The following is an 18,271-nucleotide window of genomic DNA, read 5'->3' as shown; positions in this document are numbered from 1 at the left end:
CTCAATAATCAACACAAACTGATAAAAGGTGAAGAATACAAGTTAACGATAAAAGATTCTAAACAGAAGTTAGAACGGGTACTCCATGTTTCCAAGTCGGGGGAAATAAACATTGTAGAAAATAAAAGTAAGCAGATGGCTTCAACAAGTAAAAAACCAATGAAAATATCAATGGTCATTCTTGCTTTTATTGTATCTGGAGCGATAGTTTTTTATTTCAAAAAATAGAATATTTAGGTCAAACTGAGAAAGGGGAATTATGAAGATTAAATATATTCTTTGGGTCATCTGTGCCCTCTTACTTTTGAATACAGGTACCATTTTTGCTCAGGAAATAGGTGGAACAAGTACAATTGGTGAAGTAGGATTTTTAGAAAAAGGACCAATAGAAAAACCACCAGAAACTTCTAGTGCACCGATTACCACTAACAACTCAAAATCAATTAATCAGAAATTACCCATTGTAGGGAGTACTCAAGGTGATACTCTGACATTGATGGCACTCTTATTGATAATCGGCGCGGGAGCATTAACGATAAAACATATCGGAATTATAAGGATAAAGGAGAACTATAATGAAAAAAACAATAATTAGTCTTAGCGGCATCGCCGTCATTAGCACAGCCTTATTAGCAACCAATCTTTTGGAAGTTAGTGCGGCGACAGTGGGAAATACATCAAGTGGGGCTAATGTAGCCTTTCAACCGAAGAAAACTCCTACCAATCCAGTATCGCCAGGAGATGGTAAAACGCCAATTACGCCTACTACGCCAGGAGTGCCTAACACTTCAACTCCAGTTGCTTCAGATGATGGGTTGACTTTGGATTATGTTCCAACGCTTAACTTTGGGACACACTATGTAGATGCTTCAAGCCCTCATACTTGGTCGGCTTGGGCTGCAAATGATGGAAGTGGAAAAGCAATTCCACAATTCATGCAAGTAACGGACAACCGTGGGACTGCAACTGGACCAACAGGTTGGTCAGTTTCCCTAACACAAACTGCTCAATTTAAAGGGACTAAAGCTGGTGATTTAACCAATGCTGTATTAACCTTTAATACTGATAAAACTAATAATGTTGTCAGCACCTCAACAAGTAAAGCAAGTTCTACCGTAAATACGGCAACTAATCCACTCACACCTGGAACAGCGGTCAATATTTTCCAAGCAGATGCAGGAACGGGAACAGGAACAAACCTGCTTAGTTTTGGTGCGGCGGATGGTTCTAGTTTGGTGACAGATTCTGAAAGCTTAGACGCTTCAACGAATACTACAGGTAAAGTGGACCCTAATATTACGCTCAGTGTGCCAGCTGGTTCTGCTAAAGTAGATACTTATACTACAACTTTAAACTGGAATCTTTATAGTGCACCAGGAAATGCCTAATAAAGTATTCTCGTAAGGGAGTCTCTCGCAAGAGAGGCTCAAATTTTATTAAAATTTGGGGTTATGGGGGGATTATATATGAAAAAGTTACAATTATTTTTATCATCAATTTTTATCATTCTATGTTTTGGAGGTGCACAAGTTGCTTTTGGTCAAACCGATGATTATACGGTCAAACCAATTATTCCGGAAAACCAAACAAATAAAGATTTGGGATATTTTGATATTACTTTAGGCGCGGGCAAAGAACAGACTTTGCAAGTGGAATTATCCAATAATACCGAGCAAGAAATGAAGATAGACCTTGCACTTTCTAGTGCTGCCACAAATATCAATGGTCTTGTTATTTACGAGCCCACAGAAATAGAGGCTGACCGCTCACTTAAATATAATCTTAAGGATTATGTCACAAGTCCACGGATAGTAACTTTAGCACCGCTGACAAGACAGAAGATAGATATTAAAGTAAAGATGCCAAATGAGAGTTTTGATGGTCAAATAGCTGGGGGAATAACCTTTTCTAAAGAAGGTCAAAATGATAAGAAAGAGGACTCAGAGGGAATTACCGTTAAGAACACTTATTCTTATACTATTGCTCTTCTAATGAAACAAAATGAGAATGAAGTTTCGCCAGATTTAAAATTAACCAAGATCAGTCCTGGTCAAATAAATGGGCGAAATGTGATTAATGTCAACCTTCAAAATCCAACGATGGCTTATATCAATACGATGAATGTAAAAGCAACAATAAAAGGCATTACCGATTCAGATATAGCTTATTATTATTCAAACCCAATGATGCAAATGGCACCAAATACAAATTTTGATTTACCGATGCCAACTAGTAATCAAAGTGCGGCGACAAGGGTCTCAGAGCCATTGAAAGCTGGTAAATATCGACTTCAACTTATTGTTAATGCAAGAACAGATTCACAAGAAAATATGAAGCGAAGGTTGATAATAAGAATGAACGTTATAAATATCAGTGGACCTTTGACCAAGAATTTACAATTTCTGATAATCAAGCTCAAAAATTGAATGATAGTGACCCAACGGTTAAAAAAGAAAAAGATTGGACTTGGCTGCTCTTCATCTTAGGTCTAATGTTAATTATCCTGTTTTTCTTTCTCATTATTTGGAAGCGAAGAAAAAAATCACAAAAAGAGGAAGAAGAAAAACAAGTGCTGAGAGAAAAAATTGAAGCTCAAGAAAAAATAATTGATGATTTGAATAAAAAATAATCCCTAATTTTTCCAAAACAAAAAACCTTCCAGATATAAAATGGAAGGTTTTTTATATTATTTGATTAGTGGGCTAATACTGTTAAAGATTAAACAACCTAAGGCACCACCTACCAGAGGTCCTAAGACTGGAACCCATGAGTAGCCCCAGTCAGATGTTCCAATATTTTTAATTGGAAGGAGCGCGTGCATGATGCGAGGACCAAGGTCACGAGCTGGATTGAGAGAATAACCAGTTGTTGCTCCAAGAGAAAAGCCAATTGCGGTAATTAATCCACCAACTAAGGCAGGTGATAAACCATCTGCCAAGTGATTTCGCCCAAAGGAAAGAATTCCAATCAGTAAAACCATGGTTCCAATCACTTCACCAAAGAAATTGGAAGGGAAATGGCGGATGGCTGGACCTGTCGAATGACAGCCCAGAATTACAGCAGCATCTTTTGTTTCTGCCCAGTGAGGATAGTAGAAGAGCCAAAGAATGAAGCTAGCAAGCATTGCTCCGAGGAATTGACCAGCAATATAGGGAAGAACAAGAGACCAGCTAATATTACCAATTAAAGCCATACCAATAGTGACAGCAGGATTCAAATGAGCTGCAGACATAAAGCTAGAGCTATATACACCTAACATGACAGCTAGTCCCCAACCAAAAGCAATGGCAATCCAACCAGCACCTTCTGCCTTCGTTTTTTTCAAAGATACAGCACAGACAACCCCGTTACCAAGTAGAATCAGGATAAATGTCCCGATAAATTCTCCAAGGAATTGAACAAAAGTAGAGTTCATATAGATATTCTCCTAAAATTATTTTAAAATATAACCATCAGCTAAAGCAAGGAAGCTCTCAACTTGTTCTTTTTCCCATGCTTCATCTTTACCCATTTCTTTCGCCATCAGTTGGGCGACTTTGGGAGCCATTTCTTTGGCAATTCTTGCATCAAGGAAAAGTGCACGAATCCGACGAGCGAGAACATCATCTAGAGTTTGAGCCATTTCTTCACGGACAGCCCAGATGACTTCAGAACCTGTAAATTCGTATTTTGGGTGAAGAGGTAAGGCTAAAGAAGAGTCTTCATTTTGGAGAGCTAAAATCTTTCCTTTATCAGAACCGTAAACATAGAGCCAGTTTTGACGTTCTCTTTCAGTTGTTTCTTTGGCCCCATGTATTTTCAATGTTCTGGTGATACATTTTTTTTCAGGAAGTTTAGAGGTTTTGATTGCTAAATCAACAGTTTCTTCGGCCATTTGGCGATAAGTTGTCCATTTTCCCCCAGTAATTGTGACCAGTCCTGATTCAGAGGTGAAGAGTTTATGACTTCTTGAAATTTCTTTCGTTTTTTCGCCATCACCTTCTTTGGGAGCGGCAAGTGGACGTAAACCAGCATAAGCAGTTAAAACATCTTTACGTTCGGGTTTCTTTTCTAAATATTGACCAGCAGTTTCTAAGATGAAATCAATTTCTTCTTCAAGGGGTCGAGGTTCTAAAACGAATTCTGTAAGAGGTGTATCTGTCGTTCCTAAGATTACTTTATTGTGCCAAGGGACACAGAACAAGACACGACCGTCAGAAGTTTTTGGAACCATAATGGCATCTTGACCACCGAGAAATGAGCCGTCAACAATGAGGTGGACGCCTTGTGAAGGACGAACAGAGGGCTTGTGTTCTTTGGTATCCATTGACATAATTTGGTCAACAAAGATTCCTGTAGCGTTGATGATGGATTTTCCGTGAAGTTCAAATGATTCGCCAGAAAGTTCATCATGAAGTTTAACAGAAGATACTTTTGAGTTCGTTTTAACAAGCTCAGTCACTTTGACATAATTAACTAGTAGCGCACCTTGTTCAGTGGCAGTTTGCATAAGGTTGATAGCCATTCTAGCATCATCGAATTGTCCGTCATAATACATGACTCCTCCGACGAGATGTTCATGTTTGATTTGAGGAATTGCTTCAGCAACTTTTTTCTTAGAATAAATTTTTGATTTTCCAATATTCAATTTACCTGCCAAAGCATCATACATTTTCATTCCGATGCTATAAAATGGTTGCTCCCAAGCTTTGTAATTGGCAATGATAAATTTTTGATTTTTTACAAGATGGGGACCGTTGCGAGCAAGGCGACCTCTTTCATGTAATGCTTCACGAACAAGGCTGACATCTCCTTGAGCAAGGTAGCGAACGCCACCGTGAACAAGTTTTGTCGAGCGGCTTGAAGTTGATTTTGCAAAGTCACTTTGTTCAACTAGAACTGTTTTATAACCGCGTGATGCGGCATCAACCGCAACTCCAAGTCCGGTTGCTCCACCACCGATAATAATGAAGTCCCAATCATCGGGATTTGCTTTTAAATATTCAATATTTTTTTGACGAGAGATAGACATCTTGTTACTCCAATTCTAATAAGCGATACATTTATGATACTTTTAATATGATTTATTCAAAAGATCTTGTTGCCTCTACGGCTTTCTTCCAGCCAGAATAGAGTTTATTGCGGCGTTCTTCTTCCATTTGGACGTCAAATCGTTTTCCTTCTTTGGCTGATTCTTTAAGTTCATCAAAATCTTTCCAATAACCAACGGCAAGACCGGCTAGGAATGCGGCACCGAGGGCCGTTGTTTCTAAATCTCCAGCTCTTTGAACGGAAGTATTTAAAATATCTGCTTGAAATTGCATGAGATATTCATTATTCGTTGCTCCACCATCAACTTTAAGAATGGGAATTTTGATTCCTGTATCTTCACCCATAGCACCTAAAATATCACGAACTTGATAGGCAATTCCTTGTAAAGTTGCTTTGATGAGGTCTTTATCTGTTGTTCCTCTAGTTAGTCCAAAGATTGCACCACGGGCGTCTTGGTCCCAATAGGGAGCTCCAAGGCCGACGAAAGCAGGAACCATGTAGATTTCATCTTCATTTTTTGATTCAAGAGCGGCAGCTTCTGAGTCGCTTGCTTTGTCAATAATCTTCAAACCATCGCGTAACCACTGAATAGAAGAACCAGCAACAAAAACAGAACCTTCAAGGGCATAATTAATTTCACCATTAATGCCATAACCGATGGTTGTCAAAAGATTGTTGTGTGAAAGCTGAGGTTTATCTCCTGTGTTCATGACGATAAATGAACCTGTGCCATAAGTATTTTTGACCATGCCAGGTTCAAAGGCCATTTGTCCAAAGAGCGCAGCTTGTTGGTCTCCTGCCATGCCAGCAATTGGTACTTTTGAGCCAAAGAAGTGGTAAGTCTTTGTTAGACCATAAACTTCAGAATTAGAAACGGCTTTTGGTAGCATGATTTTTGGAATGTTGAGAAGGTCAAGAATTTCTTGGTCCCATTCTAAAGTATTGATATTGAAAAGCATGGTCCTGCTGGCATTTGAATAGTCAGTGACGTGAACTTTTCCGTCAGTTAATTTGTAGACGAGCCAACTGTCAATCGTTCCAAAGAGAAGTTCGCCTTTTTCTGCACGTTCTTGTGCCCCTTCGACATGGTCTAATATCCAGCGAATTTTTGTGGCTGAGAAATATGAGTCGATAATCAATCCTGTTTTTTTATGAAAAAGCTCAGCATGACCGGCATTTTTCAAATCATCAGCAATTGAAGCTGACTGACGAGATTGCCAGACAATGGCGTGATAGATTGGGAGACCAGTTGTTTTATCCCAGACAACGGTTTTTTCGCGTTGATTAGTAATCCCTATTCCGGCGATTTGGTCCGGCTTAATTCCTGATTCAATAAAAGCACCAGCAATGACTGACTGAACAGAATTCCAAATTTCATTGGCATCATGCTCAACCCAGCCTGCTTCTGGAAAATATTGAGTGAACTCTTTTTGGCTTGTTCCGACGTGTTTTCCGTCATGGTCAAAAATAATTGCGCGCGAACTTGTGGTTCCTTGGTCAATTGCCATGATATATTTTTCTGTGGCTTCTAATGGTAATCCCTCAGACATAAGTTTTCCTCCTAATAATTACGACTAAATGCATTCTGTAAACGGTTACTATTATAGTATGATAACAGAAAGATGTCAAGCAAAAAAATCACAAAGTTATGAGGAGAGAGTATTTGGTGAGGTTGTAATTGCTTGGTATTGTTGAATTTTTGTGGTTTGAATGAAAAACTTTAACTGATTTTTTAATAATTTCACAAACTTTTTGGATTAAAACTTCAGTTGTAAGCTATTAATTATAAATTTTGGTAAAATAATTAGAAGAATAGATTGAGAAAGATGCAAAATTTGCAAGGATAATTATGATTATTTTATTTAATAAACCTTTTGATGTACTGACAAAATTTACCGATGGAGAGGGCCGCAAAACTTTAAAAGATTATATAGAAATACCAAATGTTTATGCGGCAGGCAGATTGGATAAAGATAGTGAAGGTCTACTTTTACTGACAGATGATGGAAAGCTCAATCATTTGCTGACAGACCCCAAATCGAAGTCTTTTAAAACTTATTTAGTTCAAGTTGAGGGAGAATTTTCGATAGAAGCGGCACAAAAATTGGAAAAAGGTGTCTTACTCAAAGATGGTAAAACGCTACCTGCTAAAGTGAAATTAATTGATGAACCTGAGTGGCTTTGGGAACGGACGCCCCCTATTCGAGAGCGAAAAGCAATTCCGACAAGCTGGGTGGAAATTTCAATTAAAGAAGGAAAAAATAGACAGATTAGAAGAATGACAGCGGCGGTAGGATTTCCAACACTTCGTTTAATTCGCTGGTCAATTGGACAATACACGCTTGGAAATCTAAAATCTGGCGACTATAAAATCATTAAATAATAAAAAAGGAATCACTTAAGATTCCTTTTTTAGTTTAAAAACTACGTCCGCCACCAGAGCCATCACTGAAACTATTATTGTCAGAAGAAGGACGGGGGATAATGCGGGTTGTAATGAAGGTATTAACTAGAATATCTTCTCGTTGATGAAGTTGTAGATTTCCATTTCGGCCATAATCGTAGCGCCATACGGCATGGGCATCTTTCATTTGATAACGGCGATAGATGGTCCAAACAAAGCCACTGGCAGCAATCAAAGAAATAACAACGGCAATCAAAATTGAGAGAGGTTGGAAACTGCGATGAAAAGTAATCGCTCCTGTTTGACTATTAACGGTATATTTTCTTGTCGTTGGAATTCCTGCTTGATAATATTTGGATACTTGGTCAAAAAATCCAGAGACAGCCTGATAGTAATTATCAGATGACAATTCGGGTTGGACGATATCTAAAGTCTTTTCAATTCGGCTAGAAGGCAGATAATACTTAAGGTTTCCTGTGGCCCAAATGTAGACTTTACGCAGGTTCATGTTAATGACTAGAACGACACCATTATTTTTAGCTCCTACTTTGTCAGCCAGATAGGTTTTTGCCATTTGACTTGCTGATGTTGAGCTGTCAGTAGTCACCACAAAAACACCTGCTTTGGTTTGATTTGCTAATTGCTGGGCCTCTTGCTCAAGGAGTGTAACATTCCCTCCTAAAAGTTTAAAATTGTCCTCAATTCCCGACTGAAAAGTTGCCGCAGAAGTTTTTGGAGTGATCAGTAAAAAGAAGAAGCTAAGGAAAAATAGGGAAAAGATAATTATTTTTTTTCTCATGATAGCAGATACCCCACAATGATTCCAAGAAGAAGGACGAGCATAAAGATTACAATCGCAACTGTCCAAAGTTTTTTCTTATCAATTGGTAAAAGTCCGGCAACTTTACCGGTTTGACCATTCATGGCATAGTAAAAAAGTCGGTCATTTCCTGCTTCTTTGTAAGTCACTAGCCAGATTGGGAGCAGAACATAATCTTCATCTAAACTTTTAATCTGCTGGTTACTTTGTAAGTTACTGACAGAAGTATAGCCAACAATTGTTGATTCCATCAGTCCATCAGCATATTGACGAAATTCCCGTTCTACATTTTCTTTCATGTCAGGAAATTCAATATCTCTTTTTTCGGTTAAAAAGCCAGAAAGATATTGATTTTTAAAAGGAATAGCAGCAGTCATGTCAAAAGGTTGAACAGCACCAACCATTTTATCTGACAGATTTTTTTTCAAAGCATTTTTGATTAAATCTTTGAAAGCTGTATCTCCACCACGTTGAATCTCATACTGGGAGTGTTCGGTGTATTCAGTATCTCCGACAATCCAAACGCGTAAGTTGGTTGCTTGTGCTGAAATTCTACCAGATAATTCAGCATCAACGGCCCAATAAGGAAAATAAACGCCTGACAGATTTTGAATTTGTTTTTTGTCAAAAAAGGCTTTGGGCACAAATTTTTTCTTGCCCACCCAGTCTAAAAATTGTTCTTCAGCCGCTTTTCTCTCAATTTGAAAAGGGAGTATTTTTTCGGGAAGGAATTTACCTGATAAACGTTCGGTCAGAACAACAGGATTATGGCAATAATAGCACCAAGTTGAAGCAGTTGTAGCGTCAGTAACGATTTCGGCACCGCAAGAAGGACATAAAAAGAGTCCAATTTCTTCATCAGCAGTTTCGTCAGTAGAAAAATCATCGGTTTGATTAGTTTTATCGTGCTCCGTTGGGAATGGTGTGGGGTCATCAGTAACTTTTGCCGCCTCTTGTTTGGCTTCAAAGTCAGAAACTTCTTGTTCAGTAAAGGTTGAGCCACAATATTCACAATGGAATTTTTGATTTTTAGGTTCAAATAGTAGTGGCCCCCCACAATTTGGACATTTATGTGTAAGAACTTGGCTTTCGCTCATCGTTTCTCCTTACTTTATGATATGAATTCTGCTCAGCCAAAAAGAATTGAAATAAAACTAGCTCTTACGCTATGAAAAGTTTTATTCAGGACTTTTAGTCATTTGAATTCAGTTCAGAAAATTAGAATTTTAAAATATAAATTCTTGAAAATACGCAAAGACAAGCAGCCCTAACTTAGGACTACTTTATCTTATAAGGATATATCAATTGGTTTAAAGAGCTTTAGCGACAAAGGGTTTGCCACATTCAGGACAGAATTTAGGGACGCCATTTGCTAAATTAACAACTGCCCCACATTCGTTACAAGCCATGTTTAATTCAGGCATGACAGGAGTAGCTGACGGTTTTGCTTGCCCACAATTTGAGCAGAACTTACCAGTATTTTTTGTATTACACTCGGGGCAAGTCCAAGTATCTGCCTTATTTTCTGCTTGAGATTCCATTTGTGCTTGATTTGTTTGTAAAAAACCAGCAAGATTTTGTCCACCCATATTCATGCCCATAAAGGCATTTGCTGCACCTCCGGTGTTTGAGCCAGCTGCTTCAAGACCACGAGCGACAGCCCCTTGCACAAAACCTTCACGGATGGATGGGTCACCAAGCATTGCTCCTTGATTACGCATGTTAATCAATTTTTGACTGTCATCAGTATAAGAAATACTTGCCACGGCAACAGAAACAATTTCCATGCCACGTAATTTTTTCCAATCCTCATCAAGAACAGAAGCCATGTACTTGCTGAGCTCCATGCTTTTCGATGTTAAAAATGAAACACGTTCACCTTGAGCAGAATACTGATTGATTGACGTATTTAATGCCGTTAAAAATTCAGCCAGATACTGGTCGTTGATTTCTTGAATTTCCACATGGTCAGCATTTTTAGGAATGACATTGGCATAAAAAGCTAGTGGGTCAGTAATTTTAATTGAGTAAGTTCCGTGTGTACGTAAGAAAAGCTCCGCATTATAAAAATTATCAAAGTATTGGAGAGGTGTTGCTGTGCCAAATTTAATGCCTTTGATTTCTTGAAGATTGACATAATAAACTTCTTGTTTTTGAGGAGTTGTACCACCAAATTTGAAACGAAAGAAACTTTCTTGAATCGAATCACGTAAATCACCATTGAAAAGACTTGGTGCAGTATCATTTTTGACGGTATAATAACCCGGTTCGGCAGTATAGTCAATGATTTTACCACCATCAACAAGAATCATCATCATATTTTCATAAACGTGAACAACAGAACCGTCAGTAATCACATCTTCGGTTCCTTTGCGATTAGAACCACGTTTTGCATCTTTTCTCACCTTGATTCCCTTAGTGAAAACGGTTTGGTCTGACATTTCATTTGGCTCAATGACCTCAAGCCATTGGTCAGCCAAAGCCCCACCGAGTGAACCTGTTGCAGCTTTAATAATTCCCATGTATTCTTTTACAAACAAACTCAAGACACTCAATGTTACGAGTGATCGAATTTGTCTTCCTTTCCTTTAGTGAATAGCTAGGCTATTTGACTTAATTATATCAAATTTATTTGATGAAGCCTACCAATTATTTGAAAATTTACTAAAATCAGACTAAAGTAGGAATTTATTGATTCTCTCTGAGCCAGTCGCTAATTTTTGGAAGATATTCATGTCCGTATTCAGGTAAGACATAAAGAGTCTTTTTACTTTGTATTTTATTATAAGCCGCCATTTGCGTAATCGGGGGAACAACAGTATCTTTGCCACCTAAAATCCAAATGACCTCAGCCCTAATCCTTGGTGCTAAATTTTGAATATCAATGTATTCTAACTGATTAAAAAACCAGTCTTCTTTTTGGTGAAGTGGATCTTTAAACTGGAACCAATATGGAAGTTCTTCAAAAGCAGATTCCTCGGCACCAAGTTCATAAGCTTTGCGATAATCTGAAAGAAATGGGTAAGTTGCAGTCACTTTTTTTATAAGAGGAGAGAGAGCAGCGCATGCAATGGCCAGTCCTCCTCCTTGCGAAGCACCCTGAGCACTTATATTTGTTTCATCAACAAAATCAAAGTTGGCTAAAATTTTTGTTGCGCTCATCAAATCCATGAATTGCCGAACATAATAGAGATTTCCATATCCTTCATCAATTCCGCGAACGATGAGACCTTTTAGTGTCATGCCAGAAGTTTCAGTATTATCCTGACTCAAACCTCCCTGACCACGACAATCAAGAGCAAGTACCACATTTCCCTCAGCAACAATACCAATTTTATCCACCCAATCTCCGCTGTCACAATGATAACCGTGAAACTGTATAATAGCTGGATACTTTTGATTCAAATTTTTTGGAACGATTAGTTGAGCATGTATTTTTGCACCATCAATTGCTTTAAACCATAAATGATAAAAATGGGCTACCCTAGAGGGGAGTTTTTTTCTATTAGTTAAAATTCAAACTGATAATTATTAACTAATTTAATTTTTTCATCCCAAAATTCATCAAAGTTATCTGGTTTATTAGAAGCTCCTTGATAAACTTTCCAACTTGCTAATTCTGTCATAAGCTTCTCCAATTTATTCTTGCAATATTTTTCGAAAAGGATTACAATTGCATTGTTTATAGATAAGTATATACTTTTTAAGGTGGAATGGCAAGAAAAAATGAAGGCAATTAAAGCAGCAAGCTTTGGCTATTATGCCAAAGAAGGAGAACTAAATAATGAATATGCTCAGTGGTCAATGAGAACTCTCAAAGAAAGGACAAATATTAATACGATTATTTTAACCATCGTAGCTGAACAAGCAAACGCTCACTCAACAAGCATTAATTGGCAGACCATGCCACCAAAGGATGAAGAAATCAAAGCAACGATTCGTTATGCTCAAAGTTTGGGACTTGACGTTATTTTAAAACCGATGATTAATTGCGCTGATGGGACTTGGCGGGCTTATATCAATTTTTTTGATATTGATGTTGTATGTGAGCCAAAATGGTCGGATTGGTTTTTGGCTTATAGAAATTTTCTGCTTCATTACGCCAAAATCGCTCAAGAATTTGGAGCTACAATGTTTGTTGTTGGTTGTGAACTCGTTAGTTCAGACCATCGCGAAGCTGAGTGGCGAAAATTGATTGATGATGTACGGGGAAGCTATAAAGGGTTGATTACTTATAATTGTGACAAATATCAAGAAGATCATTTGACTTGGTGGGATGCCGTTGACGTCATTTCAAGTTCTGGTTATTATCCCTATAACCAGTGGGATAAAGAACTTTTGCGAATTGAAAAAGTTGTCAAAAAATATAACAAACCATTTTTCTTTTGTGAAGCTGGTGCTCCCAGTGTTGAAGGTGGTGATTTATTGCCAAATGATTGGACAAATAAAGGAAAAGTCAGCCTTGAAGCTCAGACAAGATTTTATGAAGGAATGCTGAGCGCCTGTGCCAAAGTTGATTTTGTATTAGGTTTTGGTCTTTGGGATTGGAAAGCACAAATTTATTCTGCCAAACAAGCAACCAATGATATAGACTATGCTTTTTACAATAAGCCAGCCGAAAAATTAATTAAAGATTATTATGGAAGGACTAATTAATTTAAAATGTAATGGATTTCAAAAAAAGTATTGACAAAACAAAATCAAAAGTATATACTTATTTCGTTAAATAAAAACGCTTTCAAATAATGAAAAAACAGGAGAAAACATCATGAAAAAACGCTACATTTTTGGTTCAGCAGCTCTTGCGCTTCTAGCTACAATAACACTTGCAGCTTGTGGTAGTAAAACCAGTTCATCAGGGACTGGAAAGAATATCAAGGCAACGATTACCTTTGTTGACCAAAAAACGGATATGCACTCCAACGGAATGTGGAAGAAGTATATTGCTCAATTCAACAAAGAATATCCGAATATCACCGTTAAAGAACAAGCCTTGAACAACTATGACCAAACAGAGCAAACGAGAATGTCATCGAAAAACTTTGGCGATGTTATAGCAATTCCTGCAGCCGTAGCGCCAAAGGATTATCCCAACTTTTTTAGCTCGCTAGGTAAAACAAAAGATTTGGAAAAGAAATATACAAGTCTTCAAGACCGTACCTATAAAGGCGAACAATATGGTTTGCCATCAGAAGTCAACGCCAATGGCTTTGTTGTCAATTGGAATGTTTTCAAAAAAGCTGGCATTGATAAATGGCCAACGACGACTGACGAATTTATCCAAGACTTAAAGACAATTAAAACAAAAGAACCAGATGTTACCCCGCTCTATACTAACTATGCCTGTGGTTGGGCACTTGTTGACTGGGATTTTCAACGTTCATCAGTAGCTGGAGATCCAAACTTTGATTTGGCACTTGCTAAAACAGATAAACCATTCACAGCTGGTCAACCCATGTATACCATTTACAATACACTCTATACAGCGGCTAAGGACGGCTTGATTAACCATGACCCAACAACCGATGATTGGAATACTTCGGTTTCGCAAATGGCTCAGAATAAAGTTGGTGTAATGATGCTTGCGACGTGGGCTGTTCCACAAGTCCAAGCTCAAATGTCTTCAAATAAAGATGCCATCAATGTTGAACCTTTCCCACAAAAGGCCCCTGATGGAAAAACTTATATGCTTGTCGGTGGCGATTATAACTGGGGCGTTAATAAAAACAGTAAAAATCAAGAAGCCGCTAAAGATTGGGTCAATTGGTTAGTAGACAAATCTGATTTCGCCAAAGATAATGATGGAATGACGGCTATGAAAAATCAACCCTATCCAGCTGACCTGAATGATACAAAGAAAAATAAAGTTGTTTTCTTTGAAGCAGGTTCAACGCCAGCTGATAAAGCAGATTTGTTCTCAAATATTAATAATGGCTCACAAGTTGGGATAGGAACAACTCAAACAGTTAAACAACAAATTATTGATTCAGGAGATGGCTCATCTAATAAGTCTTTTGCCTCGATTATGGACGGTTTAAATACAGCTTGGGCCCAAAATGTAAAACAATATAATCCTGATAAGAAATAGTAAAATCATGATTTGAAACATATTTTAGATAAAGATGATGAAAGGTGTTGGGTTGGAAATTTATTTTTCCAACCTTTCATTTTTGGAGGGAGTTACCTTGAATAAATTATCACAAAAAGCGCAGAAAAGATTAATCATTTTTGCCTTTACGATTGTTCCACTTGTCTTACTTTTGATGTTTTCCTACTATCCTTTAGTGAAAATGGTTCAATATTCTCTGACCGATTGGAATGGAATCTCGCCAAGCTCAAACTTTGTTGACTTTGAAAATTACGAAAAAGTTTTTTCTAATCCAAATTATTTTGGTGTTTTCAAGACGAGTTTATATTATTTTTTATCAAGTTTTCCGCAACTTGGACTGGCTTTACTTTTTGCGACAATCTTGTCTTTCAAAGTTAAGTTTGCTAATTTTTGGAAAGGAATTCTCTTTTTTCCTTACTTGTTAAATGGCGTTGCCATTGGTTTTATGTTTTTATATTTTTATATAACGGGTGGAACTTTAGATTCACTTTTACACTTGGTTGGGATTCAGCATGTGCCACTCTGGCTGGGAAATCAATCTATTAATAATATTTCATTATCTTTTGTTTCGATTTGGCGTTATATGGGCTTTAATTTTTTGATTTTTCTTGGAGCAATTCAATCAGTTGACCCAGAAATTTACGAGGCTGCAGAGATTGACGGTGCAAATCGTTGGAATCAATTTCGCTTTATTATTATTCCAGCAATTAGAAATATCTTATTTTTGAACATCATTTTATCTGTTTCAGGCTCACTTTCTGTCTTTGAAGTGCCATATATTATGACTGGTGGAGCCAACGGGACAATGACTTTTGTCATTCAAACGGTGCAAACGGCCTTTAACTATAATCAAGTAGGGCTTGCGTCAGCTATGGCAGTTATTCTATTGATTATTGTCGTGGTTGTCTCAGCGGCTCAATTTATTCTGACACAAGACAGAAGTACTTCTAAAAAGAAAGCAGGAGCATAATGAAAAAAAACAAGTAGACAGAAATTTCGTATGAGTCAGCTTCTAAAATATATTCCGTTAACTTTGGCGGCTCTTGTAGCAGTCTTACCACTTTTGGTTGTTTTTATTGGCTCTTTTAAGTCACTGACGGAATTCACGAATTCAGGGGTTTTGAGACTGCCAAAACATTTTACGTTAGCCAATTATAGCCAAGCTTTTACGCAAGGAAATATGCTGACAGGTTTTAAAAATACGCTCATTATCTTTGTGATTTCAATGACGGGTCAGCTTTTGATTTCATCATCATTTGCTTATGTGATGAACCGCTTTGACTTTCGACTGAAAAGACTGATTTTGGCGCTCTTTACGATAGCCATGTTGATACCAGCCATTACATCCCAAGTGGCAGTCTTTCAATTGATTAATCAATTAGGTTTGGTAGGCACGCGCTGGTCAGTCATTCTCCTCTATATTGGAACAAATGTAATCGCCCTCTATATCTTTCTACAATTTTTGCAAGAAATTCCCTATTCCTTGGACGAATCGGCCTTGTTAGATGGGGCTTCATATTTTAGGATTTTCTGGTCAATCATCTTGCCTAATTTGAAAGCACCAATTGTGACCATGGTCATTATTTCAGGAGTGGGTGTTTATAATGATTTTTATAATCCTTATCTCTATATGCCAGACCCTAGCTTACAAGTGATTTCGACGGCACTTTTTGCTTTCAAAGGTTCATCGGTTGTGCAATGGCCTGTGATTTTGGCTGGGGTTATGATTGTTATTGTACCTATTTTGATTGTTTTCATTGTTTTGCAAAAGTATATCTATAATGGAGTGACAGGAGCGGTTAAATGAAAGTATCAGGTTTTACATGGGCAATCCAATGGATTTATATGATTGTACTTTCGTCTCTGATGTTTTGGCTAAATTTTCTGCGTGGCTTTATTTTATTAGGGACAACTTATTCCTTTAAGAAAAGTTTTGCTTATCTGCGTGGAACTTATTACGACAAATACCGCGAAAGAACACATGGAGTTAAGGTTAAATTTGATGTCAGTAATTTGATTATTATCTTTATGCTTGGTGTCTTCTTTTTGGCAAGTGACTTTCCATTATCTAATCTGACGACGTTTTTGATTTTGGTTAGTATTGCTTATTTTGTATTGACATTGATTTATATTATTTTCAAGACATATTATAGGTTAGACCGATTTGTTGAGGTTATTCAAAAAATGAAAAACAATTGGTCAATGGTCTTTTATACATTGATGATTATCATTTTAGCATTTCTCCTGACGGGATTTAATCGAATCTGGTTTGTTTTATTTATTCCTGGGTTACTTTGTAAAATGATAGATATTGCTTTTAGTCGATTAGAAAAGAAAGAAGTGAGATAGATGACAGAAAATAAATGGGCACTAGTTACAGGTGCTTCAAGAGGAATCGGGCGAGAAATTGCACTGTTTCTTGCTAAAAATCAAATAAATGTAGTGGTTCACAGTCGGAGTTTGAAACATACTGAATCTTTAATTTGTGAGCTCAAAAATTTAGGAATTAAAACTTTTGCGGTTGGTGCTGAATTATCAGATGAAATGCAAGTACGTAAAATGGCTGATGAAATAGATAAACGAGTTGCTTTAGATTATTTATTCAATAATGCAGGAATCCAACCTAAAGCACAAACTCCTTTTAGTCTAATGAATGTGGAAGAATATATCCAAACGTACAAAGTAAATCTTGTCGCTCCTATGATTTTAATAGAAAAGTTTTTACCAAAAATGATTGAGCAGGGATTTGGGCGAATTTGTAATACAACAAGTGGGATTATTTATAAACCTGAACAAAGTGCTTACGCAGCTTCAAAGGGAGCTTTAGATAAAATAAGCAAAGACTTTTCCAAAAAAATTGAAGGAACGGGTGTAACAATTAATGTTGCCGATCCTGGTTGGATTCAAACGGATCTTGGTGGCAAAAATGCTCCAAATCTAGTGGATACGGTTGTGCCTGGGATGGCATTAGCAGCCTTTACATCAAATGACATCAATGGAAAATGGATCTCAGCGCAGGCTTATAAGGGCTTGGGATTAGAAAAAGCTTTAGAAAAATTGGAACAAAATTTGAAAGAAATTACGTGGTAGTAAAAAAAGATGATTGAATTAAAATTTCCAAAAGATTTTTGGTGGGGAGCAGCGACTAGTGGGCCACAGCTAGAAGGACGGTTTAACAAGAAGCACGCCAATATTTTTGACTATGATTTTGAAAAATTTCCTGAGCATTTTTGGCATGGTATTGGTCCCGATGTGGCTAGTAATTTTTATAATGATTTTAGAGAAGATATTAGATTGATGAAAAAGGCAGGTTTGAACTCAGTAAGAACAAGCATTCAATGGTCACGCTTGATTGATGACTTGGAAGAAGGAACAGTAAACCCTGAAGCAGTGGAGTTTTATAATGCCGTCATTGATGAATTTTTATCAAATGGTATTAGACCGATAATTAATTTACATCATTTTGATTTGCCAGTTGAACTTCTTCATAAATACGGCGGGTGGGCAAATAAACAAGTGATTAGTTTCTATGTGAAATATGCTGAACAATGTTTCAGATTATTTGGTGACCGAGTGAGTGATTGGTTTACTCATAATGAGCCAATGGTAGTAGTTGAAGGTGGCTATCTTTATCAATTTCATTATCCAGACTTGGTTGATGGTAAACTCGCAGTACAGGTGGCTTATAATTTGCAATTGGCTTCGAGTTTAGCCATTCAAAAATATCGTGAAGTGAATCAAAATTCTGATGGAAAAATTGGAATCATCTTAAATTTAAGTCCAAATTATCCAGCCTCACAGGATAAAGAAGATATTGCTGCAGCCCATTTTGCGGATTTATGGCAAAACCGACTCTTTATGGATGCATCTGTCAAAGGCAAATTTCCGAATGAATTAGTTGAAATCC

18 protein-coding genes and 2 pseudogenes are annotated in these 18,271 nt (G+C 37.3%); 13 read left to right on the top strand and 7 right to left on the bottom strand.

Annotated elements, in window-relative coordinates:
- From LLA01S_RS12745 to LLA01S_RS12560, 5 genes and pseudogenes are all read left to right on the top strand, one after another.
- Positions 1-228: pseudogene (locus LLA01S_RS12745) on the top strand (hypothetical protein); the annotation flags it as partial.
- 31 nt (positions 229-259) lie between these two features.
- Positions 260-595: a hypothetical protein gene (locus tag LLA01S_RS09535; RefSeq protein WP_011676361.1), complete on the top strand. Its 336-nt coding sequence runs from the start codon at positions 260-262 to the stop codon at positions 593-595.
- On the top strand, positions 576-1,388 hold the full coding sequence (locus tag LLA01S_RS09530; RefSeq protein WP_014572741.1) for a WxL domain-containing protein: 813 nt from the start codon (positions 576-578) through the stop codon (positions 1,386-1,388). The genes LLA01S_RS09535 and LLA01S_RS09530 overlap by 20 nt, the downstream gene beginning before the upstream one ends.
- Before the next feature lie 78 nt (positions 1,389-1,466).
- Complete coding sequence (locus LLA01S_RS09525) at positions 1,467-2,426, top strand: WxLIP family cell surface protein (RefSeq protein ID WP_011676359.1); 960 nt, start codon at positions 1,467-1,469, stop codon at positions 2,424-2,426.
- Positions 2,423-2,629, top strand: a complete 207-nt coding sequence (locus LLA01S_RS12560; protein WP_011676358.1) for an LPXTG cell wall anchor domain-containing protein — start codon at positions 2,423-2,425, stop codon at positions 2,627-2,629. The genes LLA01S_RS09525 and LLA01S_RS12560 overlap by 4 nt, the downstream gene beginning before the upstream one ends.
- Positions 2,630-2,686: 57 nt before the next feature.
- On the opposite strand, the gene LLA01S_RS09515 is transcribed toward LLA01S_RS12560, so the two are convergent.
- From LLA01S_RS09515 to glpK, 3 genes are read right to left on the bottom strand one after another with little or no spacing between them, the layout of a single operon-like run.
- Positions 2,687-3,415 (bottom strand): MIP/aquaporin family protein, encoded by a 729-nt coding sequence (locus LLA01S_RS09515; RefSeq protein WP_061778225.1) that lies wholly within the window; start codon positions 3,413-3,415, stop codon positions 2,687-2,689.
- A gap of 18 nt (positions 3,416-3,433) precedes the next feature.
- Entirely contained in the window at positions 3,434-5,011 is a 1,578-nt protein-coding gene (locus LLA01S_RS09510) for a glycerol-3-phosphate dehydrogenase/oxidase (RefSeq protein WP_014572736.1), read from the bottom strand.
- A 52-nt stretch (positions 5,012-5,063) separates the two neighbouring features.
- Positions 5,064-6,581: a glycerol kinase GlpK gene (gene glpK / locus LLA01S_RS09505; protein WP_061778224.1), complete on the bottom strand. Its 1,518-nt coding sequence runs from the start codon at positions 6,579-6,581 to the stop codon at positions 5,064-5,066.
- Positions 6,582-6,880: 299 nt separating this feature from the next.
- Between glpK and LLA01S_RS09500 the strand changes: the two genes are divergently transcribed.
- Positions 6,881-7,414 (top strand): rRNA large subunit pseudouridine synthase E, encoded by a 534-nt coding sequence (locus LLA01S_RS09500; RefSeq protein WP_011676354.1) that lies wholly within the window; start codon positions 6,881-6,883, stop codon positions 7,412-7,414.
- A 34-nt stretch (positions 7,415-7,448) separates the two neighbouring features.
- Here LLA01S_RS09500 and LLA01S_RS09495 read toward each other — a convergent pair whose 3' ends face one another.
- The 4 genes and pseudogenes from LLA01S_RS09495 to LLA01S_RS09480 form a co-directional block, all read right to left on the bottom strand.
- Positions 7,449-8,234: a TPM domain-containing protein gene (locus tag LLA01S_RS09495; protein ID WP_011676353.1), complete on the bottom strand. Its 786-nt coding sequence runs from the start codon at positions 8,232-8,234 to the stop codon at positions 7,449-7,451.
- Positions 8,231-9,352, bottom strand: coding sequence for a TFIIB-type zinc ribbon-containing protein (locus LLA01S_RS09490; protein WP_061778223.1), 1,122 nt, complete (start codon positions 9,350-9,352; stop codon positions 8,231-8,233). The genes LLA01S_RS09495 and LLA01S_RS09490 overlap by 4 nt, the downstream gene beginning before the upstream one ends.
- Before the next feature lie 213 nt (positions 9,353-9,565).
- Entirely contained in the window at positions 9,566-10,777 is a 1,212-nt protein-coding gene (locus tag LLA01S_RS09485; protein ID WP_061778222.1) for an SPFH domain-containing protein, read from the bottom strand.
- Positions 10,778-10,943: 166 nt separating this feature from the next.
- Positions 10,944-11,881: pseudogene (locus LLA01S_RS09480) on the bottom strand (acetylxylan esterase).
- Between the two features lie 100 nt (positions 11,882-11,981).
- Here LLA01S_RS09480 and LLA01S_RS09475 point away from each other — a divergent pair.
- From LLA01S_RS09475 to LLA01S_RS09445, 7 genes are all read left to right on the top strand, one after another.
- Positions 11,982-12,911, top strand: coding sequence for a glycoside hydrolase family 113 (locus LLA01S_RS09475; protein ID WP_011676350.1), 930 nt, complete (start codon positions 11,982-11,984; stop codon positions 12,909-12,911).
- A gap of 112 nt (positions 12,912-13,023) precedes the next feature.
- Positions 13,024-14,343 carry an ABC transporter substrate-binding protein gene (locus tag LLA01S_RS09470; RefSeq protein WP_061778221.1) on the top strand — a complete coding sequence of 440 codons (1,320 nt, stop codon included), beginning with the start codon at positions 13,024-13,026 and terminating at the stop codon, positions 14,341-14,343.
- A 37-nt stretch (positions 14,344-14,380) separates the two neighbouring features.
- Complete coding sequence (locus tag LLA01S_RS09465; RefSeq protein ID WP_011676348.1) at positions 14,381-15,334, top strand: carbohydrate ABC transporter permease; 954 nt, start codon at positions 14,381-14,383, stop codon at positions 15,332-15,334.
- A 30-nt stretch (positions 15,335-15,364) separates the two neighbouring features.
- Positions 15,365-16,171, top strand: a complete 807-nt coding sequence (locus LLA01S_RS09460; protein WP_032950190.1) for a carbohydrate ABC transporter permease — start codon at positions 15,365-15,367, stop codon at positions 16,169-16,171.
- The gene (locus LLA01S_RS09455) at positions 16,168-16,713 is read left to right on the top strand and encodes a hypothetical protein (protein ID WP_011676346.1); all 546 of its coding nucleotides are present in this window, start codon (positions 16,168-16,170) and stop codon (positions 16,711-16,713) included. The genes LLA01S_RS09460 and LLA01S_RS09455 overlap by 4 nt, the downstream gene beginning before the upstream one ends.
- Positions 16,714-17,454, top strand: coding sequence for an SDR family NAD(P)-dependent oxidoreductase (locus LLA01S_RS09450; protein WP_011676345.1), 741 nt, complete (start codon positions 16,714-16,716; stop codon positions 17,452-17,454).
- A 9-nt stretch (positions 17,455-17,463) separates the two neighbouring features.
- Positions 17,464-18,271 (top strand): glycoside hydrolase family 1 protein (locus LLA01S_RS09445; RefSeq protein WP_155719843.1); only part of this gene is annotated, 808 nt, incomplete at its 3' end.

This window comes from Lactococcus cremoris subsp. cremoris NBRC 100676 (genome assembly GCF_001591705.1).
Taxonomy (GTDB): Bacteria; Bacillota; Bacilli; order Lactobacillales; family Streptococcaceae; genus Lactococcus; species Lactococcus cremoris.
The sequence above is the reverse complement of the archived record's forward strand: the minus strand, read 5'-3'. Positions and strand labels throughout refer to the sequence as shown.